At 60.5% G+C, this 24,713-nt stretch carries 22 protein-coding genes and 1 tRNA gene; 9 read left to right on the top strand and 14 right to left on the bottom strand.

The genetic code is table 11. The features are described from left to right. Position 1: 1 nt before the first annotated feature. Both argS and RY113_RS01710 read right to left on the bottom strand, forming a co-directional pair. A complete protein-coding gene (argS, locus tag RY113_RS01715; protein WP_315913094.1) occupies positions 2-1,654 on the bottom strand; it encodes an arginine--tRNA ligase in 1,653 nt (550 codons plus the stop codon). Positions 1,655-1,797: 143 nt separating this feature from the next. Then, positions 1,798-3,099, bottom strand: coding sequence for an MFS transporter (locus RY113_RS01710; protein ID WP_315913093.1), 1,302 nt, complete (start codon positions 3,097-3,099; stop codon positions 1,798-1,800). Positions 3,100-3,266: 167 nt separating this feature from the next. On the opposite strand from RY113_RS01710, the gene RY113_RS01705 reads away from it, so the two are divergent. Both RY113_RS01705 and RY113_RS01700 read left to right on the top strand, forming a co-directional pair. Next, positions 3,267-3,339, top strand: a tRNA-Arg gene (locus RY113_RS01705). 253 nt (positions 3,340-3,592) lie between these two features. Beyond that, positions 3,593-4,972: a GH1 family beta-glucosidase gene (locus tag RY113_RS01700; RefSeq protein WP_315913092.1), complete on the top strand. Its 1,380-nt coding sequence runs from the start codon at positions 3,593-3,595 to the stop codon at positions 4,970-4,972. Here the strand turns inward: RY113_RS01700 and RY113_RS01695 are convergent. Continuing rightward, positions 4,944-5,186, bottom strand: coding sequence for a hypothetical protein (locus tag RY113_RS01695; protein WP_315913091.1), 243 nt, complete (start codon positions 5,184-5,186; stop codon positions 4,944-4,946). The two genes, RY113_RS01700 and RY113_RS01695, sit on opposite strands and share 29 nt — an antisense overlap. Here RY113_RS01695 and RY113_RS01690 point away from each other — a divergent pair. Next, positions 5,088-5,711, top strand: coding sequence for a response regulator transcription factor (locus tag RY113_RS01690; protein ID WP_315913350.1), 624 nt, complete (start codon positions 5,088-5,090; stop codon positions 5,709-5,711). The genes RY113_RS01695 and RY113_RS01690 overlap by 99 nt on opposite strands. A 9-nt stretch (positions 5,712-5,720) precedes the next feature. Continuing rightward, the gene (locus RY113_RS01685; protein WP_315913090.1) at positions 5,721-6,365 is read left to right on the top strand and encodes a class I SAM-dependent methyltransferase; all 645 of its coding nucleotides are present in this window, start codon (positions 5,721-5,723) and stop codon (positions 6,363-6,365) included. Here RY113_RS01685 and RY113_RS01680 read toward each other — a convergent pair. The 3 genes from RY113_RS01680 to RY113_RS01670 form a co-directional block, all read right to left on the bottom strand. Beyond that, positions 6,360-8,213 (bottom strand): HNH endonuclease, encoded by a 1,854-nt coding sequence (locus tag RY113_RS01680; RefSeq protein WP_315913089.1) that lies wholly within the window; start codon positions 8,211-8,213, stop codon positions 6,360-6,362. The genes RY113_RS01685 and RY113_RS01680 overlap by 6 nt on opposite strands. Before the next feature lie 448 nt (positions 8,214-8,661). Then, positions 8,662-8,883 (bottom strand): EamA family transporter, encoded by a 222-nt coding sequence (locus tag RY113_RS01675; protein WP_396334195.1) that lies wholly within the window; start codon positions 8,881-8,883, stop codon positions 8,662-8,664. Continuing rightward, positions 8,838-9,599: an EamA family transporter gene (locus tag RY113_RS01670; protein ID WP_315913088.1), complete on the bottom strand. Its 762-nt coding sequence runs from the start codon at positions 9,597-9,599 to the stop codon at positions 8,838-8,840. Before RY113_RS01670 ends, RY113_RS01675 begins: the two co-directional genes overlap by 46 nt. A 45-nt stretch (positions 9,600-9,644) precedes the next feature. Between RY113_RS01670 and RY113_RS01665 the strand changes: the two genes are divergently transcribed. Genes RY113_RS01665 through hrpA form a run of 3 tightly spaced genes read left to right on the top strand, consistent with a single transcriptional unit; the run spans position 9,645 to position 15,028 of the window. After that, entirely contained in the window at positions 9,645-10,148 is a 504-nt protein-coding gene (locus tag RY113_RS01665; protein WP_315913087.1) for a MarR family transcriptional regulator, read from the top strand. Further along, the gene (locus RY113_RS01660) at positions 10,145-11,023 is read left to right on the top strand and encodes a hypothetical protein (protein WP_315913086.1); all 879 of its coding nucleotides are present in this window, start codon (positions 10,145-10,147) and stop codon (positions 11,021-11,023) included. Before RY113_RS01665 ends, RY113_RS01660 begins: the two co-directional genes overlap by 4 nt. Before the next feature lie 12 nt (positions 11,024-11,035). Next, on the top strand, positions 11,036-15,028 hold the full coding sequence (gene hrpA, locus RY113_RS01655) for an ATP-dependent RNA helicase HrpA (protein ID WP_315913085.1): 3,993 nt from the start codon (positions 11,036-11,038) through the stop codon (positions 15,026-15,028). A gap of 20 nt (positions 15,029-15,048) precedes the next feature. Here hrpA and RY113_RS01650 read toward each other — a convergent pair whose 3' ends face one another. The 4 genes from RY113_RS01650 to RY113_RS01635 form a co-directional block, all read right to left on the bottom strand. Beyond that, positions 15,049-17,010, bottom strand: coding sequence for a BCCT family transporter (locus RY113_RS01650; protein WP_315913084.1), 1,962 nt, complete (start codon positions 17,008-17,010; stop codon positions 15,049-15,051). Positions 17,011-17,150: 140 nt separating this feature from the next. Further along, on the bottom strand, positions 17,151-17,579 hold the full coding sequence (locus RY113_RS01645) for an HIT family protein (RefSeq protein WP_315913083.1): 429 nt from the start codon (positions 17,577-17,579) through the stop codon (positions 17,151-17,153). 54 nt (positions 17,580-17,633) lie between these two features. Then, a complete protein-coding gene (locus RY113_RS01640) occupies positions 17,634-18,683 on the bottom strand; it encodes an NAD(P)-dependent alcohol dehydrogenase (protein ID WP_315913082.1) in 1,050 nt (349 codons plus the stop codon). Next, entirely contained in the window at positions 18,680-19,540 is an 861-nt protein-coding gene (locus RY113_RS01635; protein ID WP_315913081.1) for a sulfurtransferase, read from the bottom strand. Before RY113_RS01635 ends, RY113_RS01640 begins: the two co-directional genes overlap by 4 nt. 64 nt (positions 19,541-19,604) lie before the next feature. Here RY113_RS01635 and RY113_RS01630 point away from each other — a divergent pair, with 64 nt between their 5' ends. Further along, positions 19,605-20,684: a PLP-dependent cysteine synthase family protein gene (locus RY113_RS01630; protein WP_315913080.1), complete on the top strand. Its 1,080-nt coding sequence runs from the start codon at positions 19,605-19,607 to the stop codon at positions 20,682-20,684. A gap of 64 nt (positions 20,685-20,748) precedes the next feature. Here the strand turns inward: RY113_RS01630 and RY113_RS01625 are convergent, their stop codons facing one another. After that, on the bottom strand, positions 20,749-21,405 hold the full coding sequence (locus tag RY113_RS01625) for an MBL fold metallo-hydrolase (protein WP_315913079.1): 657 nt from the start codon (positions 21,403-21,405) through the stop codon (positions 20,749-20,751). 117 nt (positions 21,406-21,522) lie between these two features. Between RY113_RS01625 and RY113_RS01620 the strand changes: the two genes are divergently transcribed. Beyond that, positions 21,523-21,930, top strand: coding sequence for a Fur family transcriptional regulator (locus RY113_RS01620; RefSeq protein ID WP_110106602.1), 408 nt, complete (start codon positions 21,523-21,525; stop codon positions 21,928-21,930). 146 nt (positions 21,931-22,076) lie between these two features. Here RY113_RS01620 and RY113_RS01615 read toward each other — a convergent pair whose 3' ends face one another. The 3 genes from RY113_RS01615 to RY113_RS01605 are packed head-to-tail and all read right to left on the bottom strand — an operon-like array spanning position 22,077 to position 24,702. Further along, a complete protein-coding gene (locus RY113_RS01615) occupies positions 22,077-22,952 on the bottom strand; it encodes a metal ABC transporter permease (protein ID WP_315913078.1) in 876 nt (291 codons plus the stop codon). After that, positions 22,949-23,779: an ABC transporter ATP-binding protein gene (locus tag RY113_RS01610; RefSeq protein WP_315913077.1), complete on the bottom strand. Its 831-nt coding sequence runs from the start codon at positions 23,777-23,779 to the stop codon at positions 22,949-22,951. Before RY113_RS01610 ends, RY113_RS01615 begins: the two co-directional genes overlap by 4 nt. After that, a complete protein-coding gene (locus tag RY113_RS01605; RefSeq protein ID WP_315913076.1) occupies positions 23,776-24,702 on the bottom strand; it encodes a metal ABC transporter solute-binding protein, Zn/Mn family in 927 nt (308 codons plus the stop codon). The genes RY113_RS01610 and RY113_RS01605 overlap by 4 nt, the downstream gene beginning before the upstream one ends. Positions 24,703-24,713 lie beyond the last annotated feature (11 nt).

The following is a 24,713-nucleotide window of genomic DNA, read 5'->3' as shown; positions in this document are numbered from 1 at the left end:
CTTACATCCTTTCCGGAGCGCTTACGCCCAGCAGGGAAAGGCCGTTGGCGAGGACCTGGCCCACGGCGTCGTTGAGCCAGAGGCGGGTGCGGTTGGTGTCAGTGACGGCGTCCTCGCCCATGGGCGTGACGCGGCAGGCGTCGTACCAGCGGTGGTAGGCGCCAGCGATGACTTCCAGGTGGCGTGCCACCCGGTGCGGTTCGCGGAACCCGGCGGCGGCTGCGAGCACGCCCGGGTACTGGCCCAGGACCGCCAGGAGTTCTGATTCGGTGACGTGGCGCAGCAGGCTCGCGTCGAAGACGGTGCGCTCAACCTTGGCTGCTGCTGCGTTGCGGGCCACGGCACAGGTGCGTGCATGGGCGTACTGGACGTAGAACACGGGGTTCTCGTTGGACTTCTTGGTCAGCACATCCAGATCGATGTCAATGTTGGAGTCCGAGGAGAAGCGGGCCAGCTGGTAGCGGGCGGCGTCGGTGCCAACAACCTCTACGAGGTCTTCCATGGTGACAACCGTGCCAGCACGCTTGGACATGCGTACGGGCTTGCCGTCCTGGACCAGGTTCACCATCTGGCCAATGAGCACCTCAACGCGGTCAGCGTCATCGCCCATGGCTGCAGCTGCGGCCTTGAGCCGGGCCACATATCCGTGGTGATCGGCACCGAGCATGTAAATGCACAGGTCAAAGCCGCGGTCACGCTTGTTCTTGAAGTAGGCAATGTCACCGGCAATGTAGGCGGCGTTGCCATCAGATTTGATGACAACGCGGTCCTTATCGTCGCCGTAATCGGTGGAGTTCAGCCACCAGGCGCCGTCCTTGAGGTACATGTTGCCGGAGCCCTTGAGCTGTTCCAGGAGCTTATCTACTGCGCCGTCCTCAAACAGCGAGTTCTCGTGGAAGTAGACATCAAAGTCCACACCGAACTCGTGCAAAGACTTGCGGATGGCTGCGAACATGAGCTCCACGCCCTGGGCGCGGAACTCTTCCTGCGGATCCTCTGATTCCAGGATGGCGGGGTTGTTGGCCATCACCTCGTTGGCGATGTCATCAATGTACGCTCCGCCGTAACCGTCTTCCGGTGCGGGCTCGCCCTTGGCGCTGGCCAGCAGTGAGCGGGCATACTTATCAATCTGGTTGCCGTGGTCATTGAAGTAGTACTCACGGGTGACATCTGCACCCTGGGACTGGAACACACGGGCCAGGGAATCGCCCACGGCGGCCCAGCGGGTCCCGCCCAAGTGAATGGGTCCTGTGGGGTTGGCGGAGACGAACTCCAAGTTGATCTTGGTGCCCGCCATGGCCGTGTTGGTACCGTAGCTTTCACCCGCTTCAACAATGGCCTTGGCCAGTTCACCGGCTGCAGCGGCGTCAACGGTGATGTTCAAGAAACCGGGGCCGGCAATGTCCACCTTCGACACTCCGGGGATTTCGCTCAGGCGGTTTTGCAGCACTTCAGCAATTTTGCGTGGCGGCACACCGGCCGGCTTGGCCAGCTGGAGCGCAATGTTGGTGGCCCAGTCCCCGTGCTCGCGGCTCTTGGGCCGCTCCACACGGACTTCCGTGGGCAGCGCCTCGACGGGAACGGTGAGGTCACCGGCGTCGACGGCATCTTTGAGGCAGGTGGCAATGGCGGCAGAAAGTTCTTCAGGAGTCACATAGCTAAGTGTACGGTTCTCGCCGCGCCCTCTTGCAATCCGGGCACCGAGTGCCCAAAATGTGGCTATCCCTCCCCCGGCACCGCTACATCTGCCTAGGTGCACCGCCAGTTACAGGCACAGCTTCTTACACGCACCGCTTCTTACACGACGGGGGCTGGCTCAAAATCGTCTTCGAGCATCCGCGGGCGGCAAATGACCCAGGCCCCGGCACCCAGTAACAACAACGTGGCAAACAAGAACATGAACGGGGCCGTCCAGGAACCCGTCCATTGGCGCAGCAACCCAAAGAACAACGGGCCCGTGCACGCCAGCGTGTAGCCCATGCCTTGACCAAATCCTGACAACGCACCAGCACCCACCTGAGTGCGGGTGCGGTGGTTGATCAACAATAGGGCCAGCGGGAACGTACCGGGGCCAAGCCCGGTCAAGGAAACCCACAGCCAGGTGCCATCAGCCGGTGAGAGCAACAAGCCCAAGTAGCCGGCAACAAAACAGCCCAGCATGACCACTACGGCAGGAAAGGGATTCCGAAGTTTTACCGCAATCAAAGGAATGCCCAAACTCAGGGGCAGGCCCAGCGCGCCAAACAGCGCCAACATGGATCCGGCATGGGCCTGGTCCAATCCTGCCTCGGTAAGAATTTCCGGCAACCAGGCAAAGAGTGCGTACGTATTCAGTGAGGTGCAACCAAACATGAACGTCAACCCCCAGGCTGTGGGAGAACGCCACAGGTTCATCTTCGGCGGTGGCGCCGTGGCAACGGCTGAAGAATGGATTATTAGCGCGTCAGCACTGGTGGTGGCCCCGGTTTCTCCACGCACCCCTCCGGCCGGTTCCCCGGCCACTGTGTCCACGCCAGCAGATCCCGCCACAGTTTTTGGCGAAAAGAGTGCCACGAACCACGGAATCAGTGCCACCGTACTCAGAGCTACCCAGGAAGATAGGGAAAACTGCCAATTAGTGGCATCCGCCACGGGCACGGCGAGCTGTGCGGGAAGGGCTGTGCCAATGGAAATCGCCGTGACGTAGACGGCCGTCATGAGACCGATCTTCGTAGGGAAGTGCTTCTTTACCAGCGGTGGCAGCAGCACATTTCCGGCACCGAGCCCACCAAAAGCCACCACGGAGAACACTAAGAATAGCGGGGTGGTTGGCACCATGACGCGCACCAGCTGGCCAATGATGCCCAGTAAAATGGCGGCCACAATGAGCTTTTCCAGTGATGCCAGGCGGATCACATACGGCGTCAGGAAGCCAAAGAGGCCAAAAGCAGCCGTGGGGAGCATACCCAAAATGCCAATAGTGGCTGCGCTGAGAGGCAAATCCTCGTTGATTGTTGAGATCAGCGGAGGCACCACCGTCACAGCCCCTCGCAGGGTCAACGCCGTAAGGATTATGCCCGCCGCAAAAAGCCATAGTTTTTGCTGCTTTTTCACACTCATGTGGTCACCATTGCCCCAACGTTACCCGCTGGTTCCGCACCACCTACTGCCACGGCCGCTGTGATTCTGGTAATAATCACCACCCCCCCCCAAGGGCCCGGTTTTACATCGAGCCCCCTGTACCTGCTAAGCTCTTTCTCGTTCCCTTCGGCAGCCACGGTTGCCGCGCCTTCGTAGCTCAGGGGATAGAGCGACGGTTTCCGGTACCGTAGGTCGGGGGTTCGAATCCCTCCGAGGGCACATATCTGGTGGCCGGGTTTGCGAAATTATTCGCAAACCCGGCCACTTTTGCTTGCCCTCTTTGACCCACTGAGGGAGAACGCCGCCGCTGCCGCATTTCCCGCCCCTGGACGTGCCCCTCCCCGATGTAGACACAAACACTCTGCGAACACCTTCACACTAGGGTGCATTCCTTGACTTCCCCGCACCCTTGCGAAAAGCTCGATCTCTAGGACGCCACTGCTGACGACGCTGTCAATAAGGAAAGGCCTCAATGAACAAGCCAAACTTCCCCAGTTTCCCGCAGGATTTCACATGGGGTGTCTCCACAGCCTCTTATCAAATTGAAGGCGCCGTAGCCCAGGATGGCAGGGGCCCCTCAAGCTGGGATGCGTTTGTGGCAGAACCGGGACGGGTTATCAACGGGGACACCGGGGAGATCGCCTGCGACCACTACCACCGCTACCCCGAAGATACCGCACTCATGAAGGAGCTGGGTGTGGAGGCCTACCGCTTCAGTTTCTCGTGGTCGCGCATCCAGCCGGGAGGACAAGGTGCGGTGAACGCTGCAGGACTTGGTTTTTACGACAAACTTGTTGACGGTCTGCTCGAGGCTGGCATCACCCCCAGCCCCACCTTGTTCCATTGGGACACCCCGCTGGAATTGGAGCAGGCCGGCGGCTGGCTCAACAGGGACACTGCGGAGCGATTTGCCGACTACGCGCAGATTGTGGGCGAGCATTTTGCGGACAGGATCCCCCGCTGGATCACTATCAATGAGCCGGTTGCGCTGACCATGCTTGGCTACGGGGCTGGCATTCAGGCACCCGGGCTGGAGCGCGGATTTGACGCGCTACCGGCCGCTCATCATTTGCTGCTAGCCCACGGGCTCGGTGTCCAAGCCCTGCGAGCGGCCGGCGGCAGCAATATCGGCATTGCCAACAATCACGGAGCAACATGGCCCGCCAGCGAGGCTGAAGAAGATCTGCAGGCTGCCGGACTCTATGACAACATCGCCAACTGGATCTTCGCAGACCCCATCCTTAAGGGTGCCTACCCGGAGGAACTGGCACCGTTCCTGCCGCCCATCCCCGACGGGGATCTGGAGATCATCTCCACCCCCATCGACTGGTACGGCATCAACTCCTACAACCCCACGCTGGTGGGCGCACCAATTGCGGGCAAGGGGGCGCTAATTGACGGACACGAGCTCGATTCCTCCCTGCCTTTCTCCTTGCGGGAGATTGAAGGCTATCCCCGTACCGACTTCGGCTGGCCCATTGTCCCTGAGGCGTTCACCGAGATGTTGTTGACCTTCAAAGAGCGCTACGGCGATGCCCTCCCACCCATCTACATCACGGAGAATGGTGCAGCCATCAACGATGGCCCGGACGCCACTGGCCGGGTGGCGGACCTACGCCGCATCGATTACACCGATTCCCACCTGCGAGCGCTCAAGGCCGCCATGGATGCCGGTGTGGATGTGCGCGGTTACTTCCATTGGTCGCTCATGGACAACTTCGAATGGGCTGTGGGCTACTCCCAACGGTTCGGGCTGATCCACATTGACTACGAAACCCAAAAGCGCACGCCCAAGGATTCCTACTACTGGTACCAGGCGCTGATCAAGGCCAGCAAGAGCACCGCGGGGTAACGGCAGCGAGTGCTGACGGGGTGTGTGCGCCCATGAGTCCCGGCAGCACGTCCTCCACACCGGCGAACCCACTCGAGGCAGCAATTTCAGCCCCGATCCGGGCGCTCGCTAAGGCATAGGAAGGAGCAGCCAGCACGGTTCGCACGGCCCTCGCTACGGCGCCGGACTTGGGCACGTTGCTACGCAGGTTGATGCCAGCGCCGGAGAATTCCACCCGGGCATTGACGGGCTGGCGGGGTTCGCCCGTATGGTGCGTGAGGGGACCGCAAGCAAAGTCCTCATATTGACCATGTTTGATTTGGACGAATACGTTTATGCCGCCTTGCGGGCCGGCGCCAGCGGCTTTCTGTTCAAGACCACTGCCCCGGCGACGCTGATTAGCGCCATCTTTGCTGCCCACGCGGGTGAGGTTCGGTTCGCTCCCTCGGTCACGCGCCGTCTGGTTGAGTCCTTTGCAGCCAGGCCCCCGGCGCTCAAGGGCATTCCCAAAGTGCTGCATCCACTGACTCCGCGTGAGTTGGATGTCTTTGCCGAATTGGCCCAGGGCCTGTCCAATGCCGAGATTGGTACCACGCTGTTTTTGGGAGAGACCACGGTAAAAACCCATGTCACGCGGGTGCTGGCAAAATTGTGCTTGCGTGAGAGCGTTCAATCCGTGGTTCTGGCCTATGAATGTGGCCTGCGTGAAGCAGACGTGTCCGGGGATGAACCGCAACACAGCCCGAAGGGTGCGTTATAGCCTGTTCCTATGACGAGGACTTTTGATGCAGATTTTTGGGACGAGCGCTACAACAGTGCAAACGCCGTGTGGAGCGGACACCCCAATCCACAACTGGTGGCCGAGGCGGCAAGTCTGAACCCACTTCATGTTTCCGCACCAAGAACCGCTCTTGATGTTGGCAGTGGCGAAGGTGCCGATGCCCTATGGCTCGCCGATCGGGGCTGGAACGTCACCGCAGTGGACTTTTCACGAGTCGCCCTCCAACGGGCCAAGGAACATGCCTCCGCAATGGACTTAGCCGGATCCGTTATCTGGGAGCACCACGACCTGCTCATCTGGACACCCCCGGCATCCACTTTTGACCTTGTCAGTGCACAGTTCATGCACCTGCCCCGGACGGACCGCGAGCGCCTGTACGCCCATTTGGCAGCATCAGTTGCTATTGGCGGGACGCTGCTCATTGTTGGCCATTCCGCAACCGATGCCCTTGCCGGTGCCCACCGCCCTGACGCACCTGATTTGTTCTTCACGGCTGCTGAGCTGGCTGCGGCACTGGAGCCCACCCAGTGGCGGATTCAGGTTTCCGAAGCCCGGCCCCGGGCCGGCACGGGCCACGACCATGCTTCCATCACCATTCACGACGAGGTGCTAAGAGCCATCCGATTGTCATAGTTGGGACCCACACTGCTGCCTGGATCTTGTGGGGGTGGGCCCGGGCAGTGGCGGTGCAGTGGAGATGTATCGGTGGCCGGTGGGGGTGATGACTTCTGTACTGGGACAGCCATTTTCGGGCCCAGTACCCCGTTCGAAGGACCACCCAAGGGCTTCCTTCGCCTGGTTGCACGCGGTGCAGAGGCCCTGGCCGTTTTCTATGGTTGTGGTCCCGCCTGCCGCGTAAGCCTTCACATGGTCGTACTCGCGAATTGGTGCATCACAATAGGGTGTCTGGCAGCGCTGGTCCTGGATTCTCAGGAATTCCTTCATGCCCTCCGGGAAGAGCCTTGATTTTGAATCCATGGCCAGAAGCGCGTTGCTGTCCGGATGGGTGAAGAGCCGCTTCAGCCACACACGGGGCGAAAATCCATCACCATCACCATCACCAAGGGTCATGTTGCGGGCAATGGGTGCCGGGATGGGACCGTACCCCACCAGGACCGCCGAATCTTTGGCACCACCAAACAAGGACCTGTCGGTCATGATGAGTTCCAGGGCAATCTCAGGCTGGCCAACTGTGGTGCACCAAGGCTCACGAGTGGTCCCCGGCACTTGTGCCCAAGTCTCACCTGTAGAGTTTTTCGGTTGCACGCCTCGGTGATCGCTCAACGTCCCGGCACCTTCGTCACAGGGATTGTGCCGGATGAGTCGGTGCATTAGTGCGTCAGCCATGATTTGCCCCTTGCCTCGCTCATCGCCGGAGGCCTTGGCACTGTCTGCAACCCTGGTGAGCGTGGCGAGAATGCGCACGCCCTGCTTCAGGGGAATCAGGGCCGTCAAAAATGTCATCCCGTCCGGAGCTGGCCGCAAGGAGACATAACGGTCACCAATAGCCTTTTCATGCCGTTTGAGGAACGCTTCCGGATCCAACTCGTACGCAGCTTTCCTTGCCGCGGAACTCAATTCACGGGTTCCCAGAAGTGCGGCAGCGTCCGGGTTGCCACAAATGAGTTTGTCCACCTGGGCGCGGTCTTCAAAGGAGAGAAAAGCCGTTTCCTTGACAATAAGGCTCGCCCGGTACTCGCTGATCTTTCCCATGGTAAAAGCGTTCATACTGTAGGGCATTTCCCGCACCAGGACCTCGGAAAGTTCACACAGTTGGCGCCCGCGGTAGGGCGACTCGTGCCGGGCCAGTGCCACTTGCTGGGCGATTCCCTGACCCAGCCTTTCCTTGCTGAGACCTGACTTGGCCTGATCGAGCCGCTGTTGGGCCACAAAGATCGCTTGCGCCTGGGCTTGGACCGCCGACAATGCGTTCTTGGCTTCCTCCAACATTGCGATGGCATCGATCAGGGATGCCCCTGACACTTGCGCCACAATATCGGGATCAAAGCCGTCCTCGGTGACCGTGCCACCCAGCGAGGTGATGACAGCGGTTGCCAAGGCCGCCCGGGACTCTGCTTTATTGGCCACCATCTTTGCAGACGCCCCTTGATGGGCCAGGTGCTCCAGTGCTTCTGTGCTGTGTCCCTTGCTGATGGCAAGCTCCAAGGTATGGGCAGCGTTCCCTGCTCGCGACTGGGCCTGCCGTGCGAATTCGTGCGCCAGCGCTGCGTCCAGCTGAGCCAAGACCACCGGTTCAAAGAACGTGGCGCAGCGTCCCAGCACCGCAGCTCCCATCACAAGAAGGCCCTGGCATACTTCGGTGGAACCAGATATAGCGGCTGAGCCGTCCGCTGCGGGATCTGCCCTGAGGACTGCTGGCAGGTCATTGCCGGTGGAAACCATGGGAATTGATGAGTCCTGTCCGGCCAGACGGGTAGAAGCAGCCTCGGTGTTGCTGCCAAACCATTCCGGTGCCACCATGCCACTGCCCTCCTGCTGAACCACCTTCATCCCGCGTGATCTGGAAACGATTCCCGTGGAGTGAAGTTCAATAAGAGCAAATCAGATATTTGATCCCATTGTCTTTTATCTTCTGCTATCCCTATTCTACTAACTGCCTCTGACATTTTAGGAGTCTCAAGAGTCCCTCGGGCCGAATCTGTTGGCGGCAGCAAACCCAGCCCCGCCTGTGGAGGAATCAATCCGGCAAAGACCCGCCCGGGCCCTCAGGAAAGGTGCAGTTTGAACCCGGCATGCCACTGTACAAAGCCCAGGCGTTCGTAGAATCGGCGTGTATTAGCCCGAGAATTGTCACTGGTGAGCCGGAGCAAGGTTGCCTCGCGCAGGCCAGCTTCAGCTACTGCCCAGCCTTCAGCTACGGGCCAGCGGATCGCCTGCCACGAGCTAAACTATGTGCCCAACCTCGGACTCAAGCGCGCGTCGAAGCGTCTGCGTCCGGCCTGCGAGCGCGAACGTTGCCAGCACCATGCACCCCGCCTTTTTGATGAACCCCGAAGGCCACTGAAGCCAGCACCACCGCCATACCCACCATCTGCCACGGCCCCAGATCCTCCCCCGTAACGGCCCAGCCCAGCGCTATGGCCACTACGGGACTGAGCAACCCCAAAAAGGCCGCCGTTCCAGCAGGCAGTTTAGCCAGGCCTCGGAACCAGCAAAAGTAAGCCAGTGCAGTTCCCAGACCGAAAGGTAAAAATACCCCGCCATATTCGGCACGCTCAGCGGCTCGGTAGGCAGCCCCTCAAAGAACAGCAGAGCAATGACCAGCGTGGCGCCGCCAGCCAGCAACTGCCACGCTGTTGTTGCTAGGAGTGAGACGGGGCTGCCCGCACGCGCGGTGGGCTGCCCCCATTTCTTGGCAAGCACCGTCCCCAGTGCCATGGACAGCGTGCCACCGGCGGCCGCTGCCAGCCCCAACCCATCCAGCCGCGCCTGCGATGCCAGCACCATCAAGGCCACCCCAAAGACACCTGCGCCACCAGCTAGCAGCCGCGCTGCCGTGAGCTTTTCCAGGAGTATCCGGCTTGCCAGCAGCGCCACGAAGAGCGGCTGGGCTCCGCCCACAATGGCGGCGATTCCCCCGGGCAGCCGGTAGGCGGCCACAAACAGCAGGGCAAAGAAAACACCGATGTTCAACATGCCCAGCACCCAGGATTTCCACCACCAGGAGCCCTGGGGTAGGCGCTGTGAGAGCGCCAGCAGCAACAGCCCCGCCGGTACGGCACGTAGCACGGCAGCCAGCAGCGGCCTTCCCTCCGGCAAGAACAAGGTGGTGATGAGGTAGGTGGAGCCCCACAGCACAGGAGCCACAGCAGTTACGAGAATAAGAACAATCTTTTTGCTAAGCACTTAGCTAATATAACTAAGTGCTTAGCAAATTGCTAGAGTGGTGACATGCCGCAGCAACTAGATCGCATCATCGCCCAGTGGAACGCAGAGAAACCGCAACTGGATGTCTCCCCCATGGCCGTGATTGGCCGGCTCAGCCGCACAGCCCAAGCCGTGGAGTCCCGCCTTGCCGCCACCTTCGCCGCGCACGGACTGGACTCCTCTAGCTTTGACGTGCTGGCAACCCTCCTGCGCAGCGGCGCACCCCACAGGCTCACCCCGGCAGCGCTGGCTAATGACGCCATGATCTCCACCAGCGCAGTGGCCCAAAGGCTGAACAAGTTGGAGAGCAGGGGCTTGGTCTCCAGAACGGCAAACCCCGACGACGGGCGCGGTACCTTGGTCTCGCTCACCCCTGAGGGCCGCGAGCTGGTCGAGGAGACGCTGCCTGATCACCTGGCCACCGAGCACTCCATAACCGGGGCGTTGTCCGCAACGGAGCAAGCCCAACTTGCGGTACTGCTGCAAAAACTCGGCGACGCTGCCGGCCATGAAAGACTCACCTCATGACGAAATTGATTGCTGCGCTTGCCATTCTCGCGGCTCTGGCCTGGGCCATCACCGCCGTTGCGTCATGGATTGCCAAGAAAAAGGCACCCCTTGCCCTCGCAGCAGGCAAGGTGTCCCTCCACGCCTCGGCGGCGGAGGAGGACAAGGCACTTCTGAAGGCCCAATGGCGCACCGCGGCAGCAGCCATCTTTGCCGCCATCATGTTTCTAGCCCTGTTCAGAATCTCCATTGGCCTCTCCGGCCAGGCGGGATTGCCCATCGCCATGACCACGGGACTGAGCGCCAGCGGCGGCCTGCTCCTGTTCTCCGCCCTGCCCGCCACCAAACTGAGCAAACCCTCCAATCCCACCAAACCCACCAATCCCAATAGTCCCAGCACCCAGTTCTTGCCCAGGCGCACTTTCATCCTGCCGGCAGCAACCCTCATCATCTTCACCGCCTTCACCATCTGGGTCCTTGTCACTGAACTGGCCCCGGGCCTGAGCACAATGAAGTCCGCCTGCGTACCACTGCTCCTCGTAGCCATGGCACTGAGCGCTTCCTCGCTTCTTGTTCTGCACCGCCTGAGCACCACGGCCATGCTGCCTGATCCGCGCATGGCGGCCCTTGACCGGCGGTGGCGGGAAATCTCAGCCGGAAACCTGCTGCACTTCACCAGCGGCGCTCTCTTATCAACTCTGGCCACAGCAGCCATCTTCACAGGCGCGGCTCTGAACGCCCCCACAGCCGCGTCCCCCCAGTGGGCCACCGTCTGCCTGATCGGTGGGTCACTAGCGGGCGTATCCGGCGTCGTACTTCTGGTGCTGGCTGCCAAAGGAACCCTCAGTATCCGCGCCACAGTGCGCAAAGGGGCTCCGGTACCAATAACGGCATAAACTGGTGGCACCATGACTTTGACTATTACTTATCCTCCCGCGTTGCCTGTCTCTGAGCGCCGCGAGGACATCATGGCCGCGATCGCAGCCAACCAGGTCACCATCATCGCCGGCGAAACCGGTTCGGGAAAGACCACCCAGATCCCCAAGATGTGCGTGGAATTGGGGCTGGCCGAGAAGGGCCTCATTGGGCACACCCAGCCGCGCCGCCTCGCCGCACGCACCGTGGCCGAACGCATCGCCAGCGAACTCGGCGTGGAAATTGGCCAAGAGGTGGGTTTCCAGGTCCGCTTCACCGGTCATGTGGGCCCGGCCACCAAGATCAAACTCATGACCGACGGCATCCTGCTGGCGGAAATTCAGCGCGATAGGCTCCTGCGCAAATACTCCGTCATCATCATTGACGAGGCCCACGAACGCTCCCTGAACATCGACTTCATCCTCGGCTACCTGCGGCAAATCCTGCCCCAGCGCCCGGATTTGAAGGTCATCATCACCTCGGCCACCATTGACCCCGAGCGCTTCGCCACGCACTTCGCCTCCCCCGAGGGCCCGGCCCCCATTGTTGAGGTCTCGGGGCGCACCTTCCCCGTGGACATCCGCTACCGCCCGCTCTCTGGCCCCGCCAATGGAGCCTCTGAGGATGGGGAGGACGACGACGAACTAGGCGTGGGTGCCGACCGCTCGGCAAGGGATCGCTTGGGTGACCGGCAACGCGACGGCGGCAACGACGAGGAGGATCGGGATCCCCTGGACGCCGTGTGTGACGCCGTGGATGAACTCTCCAAGGAAGCACCCGGGGACATCCTGATTTTCTTCTCCGGCGAGCGTGAAATCCGTGACGCCGCCGATGCCCTGGCTGGCAGGGTTAAAACGAATCCTCGTCTGCGCAATGTGCAGATTTTGCCTCTCTATGCCCGGTTGTCGCTGGCCGAGCAGCACGCCGTGTTCTCCCCCGGTAACCGCCCGCGCATTGTGCTGGCCACCAACGTTGCCGAGACCTCCCTGACAGTGCCGGGCATCAAGTACGTCATTGATCCCGGCACGGCCCGGATCTCCCGCTACTCGCACCGGACTAAAGTCCAGCGCCTACCCATTGAACGGGTCTCCCAGGCCTCGGCTAATCAGCGCTCGGGACGTTGTGGGCGTGTCTCTGACGGTATTTGCATCCGCCTGTACTCGGAGGAGGACTTCACCGCCCGCAGCGAGTTCACCGATCCGGAAATCCTGCGCACCAACTTAGCCGCCGTCATTTTGCAGATGACGGCCATGGGCGTGGCCAAGGGTCCCAAGGACGTGGAAAAGTTCCCGTTCGTGCAGCCGCCGGACTCCCGTGCCATCACCGACGGCGTGACGCTCCTGCGCGAGCTCGGCGCCGTGACCGCCGCCGGTGCCATCACCGGTGTGGGACGCCAACTCTCCCAACTGCCGGTAGACCCGCGGCTGGGACGCATGATTGTGGAGGCCGCCAAACGCGGTGTTGCCGCCGAGGTGATGGTGCTCGCTGCGGCGCTCACCATTCAGGACCCGCGTGAACGCCCCACTGACAAAGCCCAAATTGCCACCGAAAAACACAAGCGCTTTGTTGACGAGAACTCGGACTTCACAGGCTTTTTGAACCTGTGGCGCTACATCAAGGACAAGCAGGCGGAGCTGTCCTCCAGCGCGTTCCGGCGCCTGTGCAAGGCCGAGTTCATCAATTACCTGCGCGTGCGCGAGTGGCAGGATTTGTTCGCCCAGCTCAAGCAAATGGGCAAGTCGTTGGATATTAAGGTCTCCGGAAAGGACATTGACCCGGTAGCCAATCATGACGCCATCCACATGTCGCTGCTGACCGGACTGCTCAGTCACATTGGCCTCTACGACCAACGCAAACGTGAATACGCCGGCGCCCGTGGCAGCAAGTTCATGGTGTTCCCGGGCTCGGCCCTGTTCAAGAAGTCCCCTGACTGGGTCATGGCCGCCGAACTGGTGGAGACGTCCCGGCTGTGGGCACGCACGGCCGCCAAGTTCGATCCTTTGTGGGCCGAACAAGTGGCCCCGGATTTGGTCAAGCGCAGCTACAGTGAGCCGCACTGGTCCAAGAAAATGGGCTCTGTCATGGCCCATGAGAAGGTCACCCTCTACGGGGTGCCCATTGTGCCTGACCGGCGTATCCACTACGGGCGCATTGATCCGGAACTGAGCCGCGAGCTGTTCATTCGCCATGCCCTGGTGGAGGGTGATTGGCATACCAACCATAAGTTCTTCCACCGCAACCAGGCTGTCCTGGCCGAGGTTGAGGAACTGGAAACCCGCATGCGCCGCCGTGATCTGCGTGTGGATGACGAGACACTCTTCGAGTTCTACGACGAGCGTGTGGGCCCGGAGGTGGTCTCCGAGCGGCACTTCGATAAATGGTGGAAGGATGCCCGGCACCAAAATGCCGCTCTGCTCGATTTCGATGCGCACGTGGTCATGGCGGAGGAACCCGATCTGGATCCGGCCGCCTTCCCCAAGACGTGGGTGCAGGGCGAATTTGAGCTGCCGCTCTCCTACGAATTCCACCCCACCGCGCCCGGTGCCGCACCCAACCCGTCCGACGGCGTGACCGTGCAGGTGCCGCTGTTGTTCCTGAATCAGTTGCAGGAAGCCCAATTCCGCTGGCAGATTCCTGGCCTGCGGGCGGAGCTGGTGGCCGCGTTGATCAAGTCACTGCCCAAGGCCATCAGGAAGAACTTCATTCCGGCCCCGGATGTGGGGCGGCAGGCTGCGGCAGCGTTGGCAGCCGATTTTGACCCCGGAACAGAATCGCTGGAGGCCTCATTGGAGCTGGCATTGCGCCGGATCAAGGGCCACGTCATCCCGCCGCAATCATGGAACTGGGACGCAGTGCCCTCCCACCTGCGCATGACGTTCTCCGTGGTGGATAAAAACGGCCGCATTCTGGAGGAAGATCAAGATCTGTCCGGGCTTCAGGCGAAACTAGCCGGCGCCACCCGCCGCGCCATTGCCGAATCGCTGGGGGCCACGCCAAAGACTGTCACACCGGCACGGGCAGCCAAGGTTTCGGCCAAGTCAAGCGGTCCGCAGACAGCGCCGCAGGGCGGGGCACAGAAAGAGCCTTCAGAGAATCCGTCAGCCACAGGCTCTTCCGGCATTGCCGAACGCTCGGGAATCACGGTCTGGGACGTGGGCGTACTCCCGCATGAGATCAAGCGCCTGGTGGCAGGTCACACCGTGACGGGCTACCCAGCGCTGGTGGATGAGGGTGCCACGGCTGGCGTCCGGGTGTTCCAACGCCAGGATGTGGCGGAAAAGGCCATGCGCGGCGGTGTGATCCGTTTGCTCGCGTTGCGGATTCCGTCCCCGGACAGGTACGTACTGGACCACTTGAACAACACCGAAAAGCTCACCTTCAGCCAGAACCCGCACGGTTCCGTCACGGAGCTGATTGCCGATTGCACACTGGCCACGATCGATAAATTAACCCCCGCAGCACTGCCGTGGAACCAAAAGGATTTCGACGCGTTGTATGAGGTGGTGCGCGCGGAACTTGTCGATTCGGTGTTTTCCGTAACGGCCGTCGTCGAACGTGTCCTGGCTTCCAAGGTCCGGATTCAGAAGGCACTGCAGGCAAGCACCAGCCTGCCGCTCATCAGCGCTTGCAACGATGTGAGGCAGCAACTGGAACTGTTGGTTTACCCGGGTTTCGTGGCCAAGACAGGCTTTGCCCAGCTCAGCGCGCTGCCGCGCTACCTCTCCGCGATTGAGAAGCGGTTGGAAAAGTTGCCAAGCAATGTGACCCGGGATGGGCAGTCAATGGCGGCTGTGCAGCGTTTGGAAGATGAGTACGACGACGCCATGGCGGCTTTGCTGCCCGGGCAGCGCTCCACAGCGGGGCTCGAACATGTGCGCTGGATGATCGAGGAGTTGCGGGTCAGCCTGTTCGCGGTTGAACTGGGGACCGCATATTCGGTCTCGGAAAAGCGGGTTCGGGTGGCGCTGGCCAAGGCTATGGCCTAAGCCGGCACCACCCGCGTGTTCTAGCCCTTCACGAACTCCGGGTCCTGTTCCTGCGGATCGGCAGGCGTGGAGTCAATGCTGGGCTCTGTGCCGTCTTCGGGCACCCAGCCGTCGGCATACTCGCCAGCCTTGTAGTCGTAATCAACAGGTTCGCCCTCTTCGTCATGGCGTTGATACCAATCGGTGACGCCGCTGCCGTGGGAGTCAAAGTCTTCACCAGCGCCGTGGCCTACGGCTGCTTTTTCAATGGTCAGGGCAAAGTCATCGCCATGTTCATCAATGCCCGCCTTGACCGCGTTCTCAATGGCTTGTTCGGCATACTCCGCCCGGATCATCATGGGATCCGTGTGGAGGTCCTTCGCGAAGGCAATCATCATGAGCAGCAAAATGATGGCAAAGGGCAAAGCAGAAACAATGATGAGGTTCTGTAGTCCTTGCAACGCCGTGTTACCGCCTACCAGCAACATCACCACGGCAATGCCCATCATGGCCAGGCCCCAGAAAACCACAATCTTCTTATCCGGTTCTGCCTTGCCGCGCTGGGAAAGAATGCCCATCACCACGGACGCAGAGTCAGCGGAGGTGATGAAGAAAATAGCAACGCAGGTCATGGCCAAGAAGGGCGTGATCTGCGCTAGCGGTAACTGATCCAGCACGGAAAAGAACAGGTCCTGGGGAGAGGCGTTGGTGCCAATATCGGCGCCATTCATACGCAGCCAGATGGCGGTTCCACCAAACACGCTAAAGGCCAGCGCACAGACCACCGTGGGAACAACCAGAACGTACAGCACATACTCGCGCAGGGTCCGGCCGCGGGAAATGCGGGCCAGGAAAATCCCTACAAAGGGTGACCAGGAAATCCACCAGGCCCAGTAGAACACGGTCCAGGTGGCTGAGAAGTCAGCTGAATCAGCACCCCAGGAGGGGCCCTTGCTCATCATGTGCAGCAATTCAGAGAGGTACTCGGTCAGTGATGCTGGGACAAGGTTCAACAGGAACAAGGTGGGTCCAGCCACAAAGATAAAGGTGGCCAGCACCAAGGCCAGTGTCATGTTGATGTTGGAGAGCCAGCGGATGCCGCGCCCAACACCTGAGACAGCCGAGGCCACGAAGGCCGCGCTGAGAATCGCAATAATGAGGATGAGCCCGGCGTTGGGGAGTTTGCCAATACCGCTGACAATCTCCACACCGCGGCCCACTTGCAAGGCCCCGATTCCCAAGGATGCTGCTGTTCCAAAGAGTGTGGCGACAATGGCGAACATGTCGATCAGCCGTCCGGGGACACCTTCAGTTTGCCGCTTGCCAAACAGTGAGGTGAAAATTGAGCTCATCAAAGGAACCCGGCCACGCCGGTACGCGCCGTAGGCTACCGCCGCACCCACTAGCGCGTACAACGCCCACGCATGCAGTCCCCAGTGGAAAATGGTTTGCGCCATGGCCTTGTGAATGGCGTCAGCTGTTTCCGGAGCGGCTGTTCCGGGCGCCGGTGTAATGAAGTACGTCAGCGGCTCGTAAGGGCCAAAGAAGAACAATCCAATGCCCATGCCAGCAGAGAACATCATGGCAATCCAGGAAAACTTGGAAAACTCCGGTTTTTCCCCGTCGGTCCCCAAGGGTATGCGGCCATATTTACTAAATCCGATGAAGATCATGAACACCAAAACCAGCGAAACAAGAGAGGTGAACAGCCAGCCTGTGTTGGCTACCACCCAGCTCAATGCCGCATCTGAAACACTCTTCAGCGAGTCAGTGGAGATCACGCCCCAGGCGATGAATCCCAGGATCAACACCGCAGCGAGGCTAAAGACCAGCCTGTCAGTACCGTATTTAATCCGTTGTTCATCCACCGAAATTCCTGGCACAAGGCCTGGATGAATATCGTGAGGGTAGTTCTCTTCAATGGTCTGCAAAAGAGTGTGGTCCTCTTTTTCCAGCTGACCATCCTGGCCTACATGCTGCCCAGATTTATGCACTTGTGGCATTGCTTGAGTTCCCGTCCGCGGAAAAGTTGTGTCGTTAAACCTAGCTAAACTTAACGGACGCCAACGTTACCGGTCTCTGGGCGCGGACACACAGCCGAGAATTTTTTGTGACTGGGGCATTTTCTCCAGATCCGTGGATACTAGGCAGTTGGCACGTACTCACCGTGGCCAGCATCACGTAAAGCCACTCGGATTTTTTCCGCGCTGGCGTTCATGAGCTCAGGGTCCGGGTGGTTGTTCACCGTGCCGAAGTCAAAGTTTTCCAGCCCATACGCGGGGAACACATGCACGTGCAAGTGCTCCACCTCGAAACCGGCAATGGTCAGTCCCGCCCGGGGCGCACCAAAGGCGGCCACCTGGGCCTGGCCAATTCTCTGCGCAACAGCCATCAGGTGTGTGAGAAGTTCAGGTGCTGCGTCCGTCCACTTGTCCACTTCTTGCCGCGGCACCACCAGCACGTGCCCATCCGTCAGCGGGCCGATGCTCAGGAAGGAAACGCACTCGGAATCCTTCCAGATGAAACGGCCGGGAATATCACCATTGATGATCTTGGTAAAAAGGGTGCTCACAAAAAACTCCTCAGAATCACAAAAGGAAATCGAATAACAACAGAAAAAGTGTGTTTAGAGGGTGGAAACGTCAAGAACAAAACGGTATTTGACATCGCCAGCAACCAGCCGGTCATAGGCGCCGTCAAGCTCATCAGCGCTCACTAGTTCAATGTCGCAAACAACGCCGTGCTCGGCGCAGAAATCAAGCATTTCCTGGGTCTCTGCAATCCCACCAATTAGGGAACCACCGTAGGCAAGGCGGCCACGGATCAGCAGGCCCGGATCTACGGGCGGCATCTTCTCTGAGGGCAGACCTAACTGGATCAACGCCCCGTCGCGAGCCAGTGTGCGCAGGTACGCGTTGATGTCATGAACGGCGGCAACCGTGTCGATGATCGCATTGAGCGACTTCTTCGCCGATTCCATTTGCGCCGCATCCGTGGACACCACTACATGATCGGCACCCAAGGCCTTGGCAGCTTCCGCCTTCGAGGGCGAGGTGGTGAACACTGTGACGGTGGCACCGAGAGCTTTGGCGATCTTCACCGCCATGTGACCGAGCCCGCCCAGACCAACAACACCGACCCTGTCCCCTTCTTGGACATCAAGGTAGCGCAGCGGTGAGTAAGTGGTGACTCCGGCACACAGAAGCGGTGCTGCCGCGGCCGGGTCCATGCCCTCGGGAATGTGCACTACATAGTTCTCATCCACAACAATGCCCTGTGAATAGCCACCCTGGGTGATAGCACCACCATTGCGTGGATCTGCCACGTTGTAGGTGCCAACGTTTCCTACCTCGCAGTACTGCTCGAAGTCTTCCAGGCAGGAGTCGCATTCGCGGCAGGAATCCACCATGCAGCCAACACCAACCCGCTCGCCCACGGTGAACCCTTCCACGGACTCACCAACGCGGCTCACAATTCCAACAATTTCATGCCCCGGCACCAGCGGGTACTTCGCAGGTCCCCATTCGGAGCGGATGGTGTGCACGTCAGAGTGGCACAGTCCGCAAAATTCAATCGCAATTTCAACGTCGTGCGCTCCGGGCTCGCGGCGTTCAATAGTGCTGGGTCGGAGTCCGGACGTGGCAGAAACAGCTGCATAAGCTTTTACAAGGGTCATGCTTCCACCCTATCGCCGTTCTCACCCCTGCCACTAGAAGGCCCTGTTGCCACGGGCCTCTGCGGCTGATTGGACCACGCGGACCACGAGCCTGGGTACAGGGCCGCCGTGAATCCGGCAATCTCCAGGGCAGCAATTTGGTGCGCAGCCGTCACCCCGGATCCGCAATACACGCCAACGGCGGTTCCCTCCATAACGCCTAAGGCAGCAAACCGTGCCCGCAATTGCTCCGGGGAACAAAAATGCCCATCCACCAGATTCTCACTGGTTGGGGCACTGAGCGCCCCCGGAATATGCCCGGCGCGCGGATCCATGGGCTCCACCTCACCCCGGTACCGCTGCCCTGCCCGGGCATCGAGCAAAATTCCGGCCCAGGTGGCTGCCTCATCGGCGTCAATGGTTTGCAGCGCCCCGAAATGTACTACTGCATCACCTGGTTCCGCGGTTTCCTCGCCTTCCGTGAGGGGAAGGTTGGCTGCACGCCAGGCGCCCAATCCGCCGTCGAGCAGGTGCACCTCCGTGAGGCCGCCATGGCGCAAAAGCCACCAGGCACGGGCAGCAGCAGCCGCCCCGGCGTCGTCGTAAATCACCACCGTGTCACCTGAATTGATACCCCAGCGGCGCACCGCGGCAGCAAAGTCCGCCTCCGCGGGCAAGGGGTGGCGGCCATCTGCTGGCAACCCGTGCGAGGCCAGTTCGGTGTCCAAATCCACAAAGACGGCGCCCGGGATATGACCGGCCACATAATGCCCGTGGCCGTGGGGGTCCCCCAGCGCCCAGCGGACGTCCAACAACACCGTCCGCGTACCTGCTAAGCGGCGGGCGTTCAGTTGGTCAACAGTGATAAGGACACTCATGGCAGCTCCTGGAAATTGATTCGCATGCAACTTCCCCCAAATCTACTGCGATACGCTGACAAGCATGAACACTTTGCAGCCTGACTGGTCCTGGACAAACACCGCCATAGGCAAGGTTCAAGCCGAAAACAACCGTTCGGCAGACACCCACCTGTACAAGATCGAGCTACCGCAGGCGTGGGGCGTTGACTTGTATGTAAAGGATGAATCCTGCCACCGCACAGGCAGCTTGAAGCACCGTTTGGCCCGTTCGCTATTCCTGTTCGCTTTGGTGAACGGCCAGATCCATCAGGGCACCACGGTGGTGGAGGCAAGTTCTGGCAGCACGGCTGTTTCAGAGGCGTACTTTGCGCAGTTGCTGGGCCTGGACTTTGTGGCCGTCATGACCCGCTCCACCAGCCCGGAAAAAGTTTCCTTGATTGAACAATTCGGCGGACGCTGCCATTTTGTGGACAACGCCGATGAGGTGTATTCGGCGGCCGCCGCCATTGCCGCGCAAACCAACGGTCACTATATGGACCAGTTCACCTATGCTGAACGGGCTACCGACTGGCGCGGCAACAACAACATTGCCGAATCTATATTCAGCCAGCTCTCCCATGAGCGCCATCCCGAACCGGCGTGGGTTGTTGTGGGCGCCGGCACCGGTGGTACCTCGGCCACCATTGGCCGCTACATCCGCTACCACGGGCACGCTACGCAACTGGCCGTGGTGGATCCGGAAGGTTCGGCCTTTTACCCGGCATGGAAGAGCGGGGACATGGACACCGTCACAGGCACGTCCTCCCGCATTGAAGGGATCGGCCGGCCCAGGGTTGAGCCCAGTTTTGTGCCAGGGGTCATTGACGCCATGTTCCAAATTCCCGACGCCGCCTCCGTGGCTGCCATGAAGCACTTTGAACAGTTCACCGGCATGCACGCCGGACCGTCCACGGGCACTAATTTGTGGGGCGTGTGGCAGGTGGTGGCCGCCATGGTGGCTGCCGGAGAAAAGGGCAGCATTGTCACGCTGATGTGTGACGGCGGTGAACGGTACGCGGGTAGCTACAACAACCCGGCGTGGCTGCGCGAGAAGGATTTGGACCCCGCACCGCACCTACAAGTCATTGAAGACTTCTTCGCCACTGGCCTCTGGAACGGCTAAACCGGCCAGGACGGGCTGGACGGATAAGCGGGCAGGACCGGCTAAACCCTGTACCTCGCAACGCCTAAATGTCCACGGATTGCCCGGCGTGCAAGTGCCGAAATTTCACCCCGTGCAGCCCGCCAATGCGGGCAATGTGCGACTCCGTGAACGCGAGTCCTTGCTCATTGAGCAGGCCGTCGTGGATTTGGAACGCGTGCGGGGCGCGCACCGAGACCACAAAGTCCACCACTTCGGACACCTTCGACCACGGCGCATGGACGGGTACTAACAAGGTGCCCACGCTGACCCCGTCGGGGACTATGAGGGCATCCCCTGGGTGATAGAGATCATCATCAATCAGGTAGCCCACGTTGGCCACCACGGGAATGCTGGGGTGAATGAGGGCGTGCTGTCCGCCAAAGCACTCAACGGCAAAACCGGCGGCCGTGAACCGCTCCCCGGGCGCCGCGTCCATGATCCGGCCCTGCGCCTCTGGCGCCCGCACCCGCAAGTCGCGGGCCACACCGGCCGGAGCGTGAACGCTCAAGTCCGGCAGGGTTGAGAGCGCGTGTGCCAGGGCATCGCCGTCGTAATGGTCCGGATGTTCATGCGTGATCAGGACGGTGTCAGCCCCCGCCAGCGCCGTGGCGGACTCCGAGAAGATCCCCGGGTCAAGCACCAGCACGCGCCCGTCTTGCTCGAGCCGGATACAAGAGTGGGTGTATTTTGTTAGCAACATGCTGTCAGCCTATGCCCGTATCGCCGCCCCGGCCATGGGCGGCGCCACGGGACTTTTCATGCTGGTGCGCTAGGCTGGGTGATTGGAACACGGCCCCTATGAGAGTAAGAGAGCACCATGTCGGATGCCCCGGTGAAGGAGCAGCGCGTCACCAAGCAACGTGTTGCCATCGGCGCAGCATTGGACACTCTGGACGACTTCGTCAGCACGCAAGAACTGCACCGCTTGCTGCATGAACAAGGAACCCGGGTTTCACTCGCTACCACCTACAGGATCCTCGCCTCGATGGCTGAAGAGGGTCTGGTGGACACCTTGCGCAACGGCGAAGGCGAGGCCGTGTATCGGCGTTGTTCCGCCACCAGCCACCACCACCACCTGTTGTGCCGCAACTGCGGGAAAACAGTGGAGGTGCAGGCACCAGAGGTGGAGAGCTGGGCGGCGGCCATCGCCAAAGCCAACGGCTTCACCCAAGTCCAGCACACCGTGGAAATTTATGGCCTCTGCCCGGAGTGCTCAGCCGCGTAAGCCGTTCTGCTGCGCACCCTTGCCCTGTACCACTCTGCCCCGTCCTGCCCTGGACGTGCGTACGGAAGATCTCAAATGGTGCGCCACTTTTGAAGTAGCGCACCATTGGGGCCCAAACCGTGTGCAGCTTCAGAGGACCCAGGAAGCTATGCGGCCAACGCGGGGCGCTGGGACCAACCACGACGGCGCCGCACCGCCCCTGTGGCCCGGCACAGCAAGTAAATCACGAAGGAAAGTGTTGTCACGTAAGGGCTAATGGGGATGCTGCCGCCCAGGGCCAGCATGATTCCACCCACGGTGGAGATCATGGCGAAGGCCACGCTCAGCACCACCACCATCCGAGGCGCCACCGTGACCTGCAAGGCCGCGGCGGCGGGCGTGATGAGCAGGGCCAAAACCAGCAGGGCACCCACCACTTGGATCGACAGCGCCACGGCAATGCCCAACAGGAACATGAACGCCAACGAGAGTGTGCGCACGGGCACTCCGCGTGCTGTTGCAATGTCAGGATCAATGCTGGCGAATGTCAGCGGCCGCCAAATCAGGGCCAGCCCCACCACCACCACCAGTGCCGTGCCCGCCAAGACGGAGAGCTGAGTTGAATCAACGGAGACAATCTGCCCCGTCAAGAGCCCGAATTTATTGGCGGAGCGGCCCTCATAGAGGGACAGGAACAAGATACCCAAACCCAGCCCAAACGGCATGATGACGCCAATGACCGAGTTACGCTCCCGGGCCCGGACACCCATGACTCCCAATAACAAGGCGGCCAAAATGGAGCCAACCAAGGATCCAAAAATGACGTCCGCGCCAATCAATAAGGCAAAGGCGGCCCCCGCGAAGGACAATTCGGCAATGCCGTGCACCGCAAACGCCAAATCCCGCATCATGACAAAGGTGCCGATCAGCCCGCCAACCACACCGAGGATGGCACCGGCCAGCAACGTGTCCCGGAACAGCGGCAGCAGTTCGCCATAGTTGGAGAAGTTGAAGACGGCATCAGAAAAATCTGTCCAGTTCATGAAAGTTCCCGTCCCGTCACGGAGCCCAGCGTGTCCAGCGCATGCCCATCCAGGACCGTGTCCGGACCGCCCACCACCACGAGCCGTCCGTCCAGCGCGAGTACCTCAACCCGAGTGCCATACAGCTCCGAGAGCACCTCGCTGCGCATGACTTCCTGCGGTGTTCCGAGCGTGAATTTTCCACCTGCCAGGTACAGCACCCTGTCCACGTGTTCCAGAATGGGGTTGATTTCATGCGTGACGAACACGACGGCGGCCCCGTGATCTTTGGCTTGCCGGCCCACCAAGGCACTGACTTCTTTTTGATGATTCAAATCAAGGGAGAGCAACGGCTCATCACAGAGCAGAATCTTCGGGTTGGCGGCAACGGCCTGGGCAATGCGCAGCCGTTGTTGCTCACCACCGGAAAGCATGCCTACCGGGATATTCCCGTAACTGGTGGCACCCACTTGCTCCAGTAATTCATCCACACGCGCCCGGTAGGACCGGCCGCGGAGACGGAAGCCCCATTTGTCACCGTCAACACCCAAGCCCACCAAATCCCTGGCCCGCAAGGGGGTGTCTGGCGCGAAATTCTTTTGCTGGGGAACGTAGCCAACGGTGCGGTTGCCACGGCGAGCAGGTGCACCATCAAGCATGAGCGTGCCGGAACTAAGCTGGGTCATGCCCAGCAGGGTCTTCAGAAAGCTGGTTTTGCCGCTGCCGTTAGCACCGAGGACGGCGAGAAATTCTCCGGGGGCCACAGTCAGGTTGAGATCTTCCCAGAGAGTTCGCGGCCCGTACGCTAATGTGGCCCGTTTCAGTGTTATGACAGCGGCTTCGCTCACTTGGCGGCCGCTGCTTTTAGTCCTTGTTCCAAGTGGTTAACATTAGCAAGCATCCACTGCAGGTAGGTGGACCCTTCCGGAAGAGTTTCATTGAAGTCCACCACGGGAACACCGGCGGCCACGGCTTCGGCGTTAACCTGTTCGGTCTGTGGGCTTGCGGTTTGTTCGTTGTACGCCAGCAGCGCAACGGTGCCGGAAGAAAGCAGAGTTTTCATCTCCACCAAAGTTGCGGCCGGGACGTCATTGCCGCTTTCTACTGCATCCGTGAATTCATGGGGGGTCTTGTTAGTCAGACCGGCCTGTTCTAGAAGGTACAGCGGCACGGGCTCAGTGATGGCCACGGACTCGCCACCAAAGGTTGTCTTCACCTGGGCCAGGCCATCTGCCACCTCTTTCAGACCGGCTTTAAAATCGTCCGCCTGGGTGGTGAAAGTCTCCGCGTGGGCCGGTAGCACTGCTGAGAAGCGGGCTGCGAGATCATCGGCGAGTTTGATTATGGTGGGTTCGGAATACCAGAGGTGCTCGTTGAAGTCCGCTCCGGTGTCCAATCCTGAGAGCTCGCTGACATTGACAATCTCTCCCGAATCCAGCTGCCCCTTGGCCAGCTGGGCGAAGAAGTCATCGTAGCCACCGCCGTTTTCAATGCCGATCTGCGCCTTGGAGACCGCCAGCTTGTCCTGAGCGTTGGCTTCATAGCCGTGGGGATCTGCCGAGGCCTTGGCGATGATGGAATGAACACTGACGTACTCCCCGCCAATGGCCTGGGCAATATCCCCGTACACATTGGTAGAGGCCACCACCGAGATGGTGCCCTCCGCTGCGGCGGTGGTGGAGACGCCTCCCCCACCGCCGCAGGCGGCGAGGGTGAGGGAGACGGCCACTATTGAGCCCATGGCAAGAAATGCGCGGCGACGTGAAGACATAAGGTTCCTTT

The sequence above is a fragment of the Arthrobacter sp. lap29 genome (genome assembly GCF_032458965.1).
Taxonomy (GTDB): Bacteria; Actinomycetota; Actinomycetes; order Actinomycetales; family Micrococcaceae; genus Specibacter; species Specibacter psychrochitiniphilus.
The sequence above is the reverse complement of the archived record's forward strand: the minus strand, read 5'-3'. Positions and strand labels throughout refer to the sequence as shown.

Coding starts and splice junctions, on each gene's coding strand:
- RY113_RS01710 (WP_315913093.1), bottom strand. CDS start 3,099: ATGAGTGTGAAAAAGCAGCAAAAACTATGGCTTTTTGCGGCGGGCATA.
- RY113_RS01700 (WP_315913092.1), top strand. CDS start 3,593: ATGAACAAGCCAAACTTCCCCAGTTTCCCGCAGGATTTCACATGGGGT.
- RY113_RS01685 (WP_315913090.1), top strand. CDS start 5,721: ATGACGAGGACTTTTGATGCAGATTTTTGGGACGAGCGCTACAACAGT.
- RY113_RS01680 (WP_315913089.1), bottom strand. CDS start 8,213: ATGGTGGCACCGGAATGGTTTGGCAGCAACACCGAGGCTGCTTCTACC.
- RY113_RS01665 (WP_315913087.1), top strand. CDS start 9,645: ATGCCGCAGCAACTAGATCGCATCATCGCCCAGTGGAACGCAGAGAAA.
- RY113_RS01660 (WP_315913086.1), top strand. CDS start 10,145: ATGACGAAATTGATTGCTGCGCTTGCCATTCTCGCGGCTCTGGCCTGG.
- hrpA (WP_315913085.1), top strand. CDS start 11,036: ATGACTTTGACTATTACTTATCCTCCCGCGTTGCCTGTCTCTGAGCGC.
- RY113_RS01650 (WP_315913084.1), bottom strand. CDS start 17,010: ATGCCACAAGTGCATAAATCTGGGCAGCATGTAGGCCAGGATGGTCAG.
- RY113_RS01640 (WP_315913082.1), bottom strand. CDS start 18,683: ATGACCCTTGTAAAAGCTTATGCAGCTGTTTCTGCCACGTCCGGACTC.
- RY113_RS01635 (WP_315913081.1), bottom strand. CDS start 19,540: ATGAGTGTCCTTATCACTGTTGACCAACTGAACGCCCGCCGCTTAGCA.
- RY113_RS01630 (WP_315913080.1), top strand. CDS start 19,605: ATGAACACTTTGCAGCCTGACTGGTCCTGGACAAACACCGCCATAGGC.
- RY113_RS01625 (WP_315913079.1), bottom strand. CDS start 21,405: ATGTTGCTAACAAAATACACCCACTCTTGTATCCGGCTCGAGCAAGAC.
- RY113_RS01620 (WP_110106602.1), top strand. CDS start 21,523: ATGTCGGATGCCCCGGTGAAGGAGCAGCGCGTCACCAAGCAACGTGTT.
- RY113_RS01615 (WP_315913078.1), bottom strand. CDS start 22,952: ATGAACTGGACAGATTTTTCTGATGCCGTCTTCAACTTCTCCAACTAT.
- RY113_RS01605 (WP_315913076.1), bottom strand. CDS start 24,702: ATGTCTTCACGTCGCCGCGCATTTCTTGCCATGGGCTCAATAGTGGCC.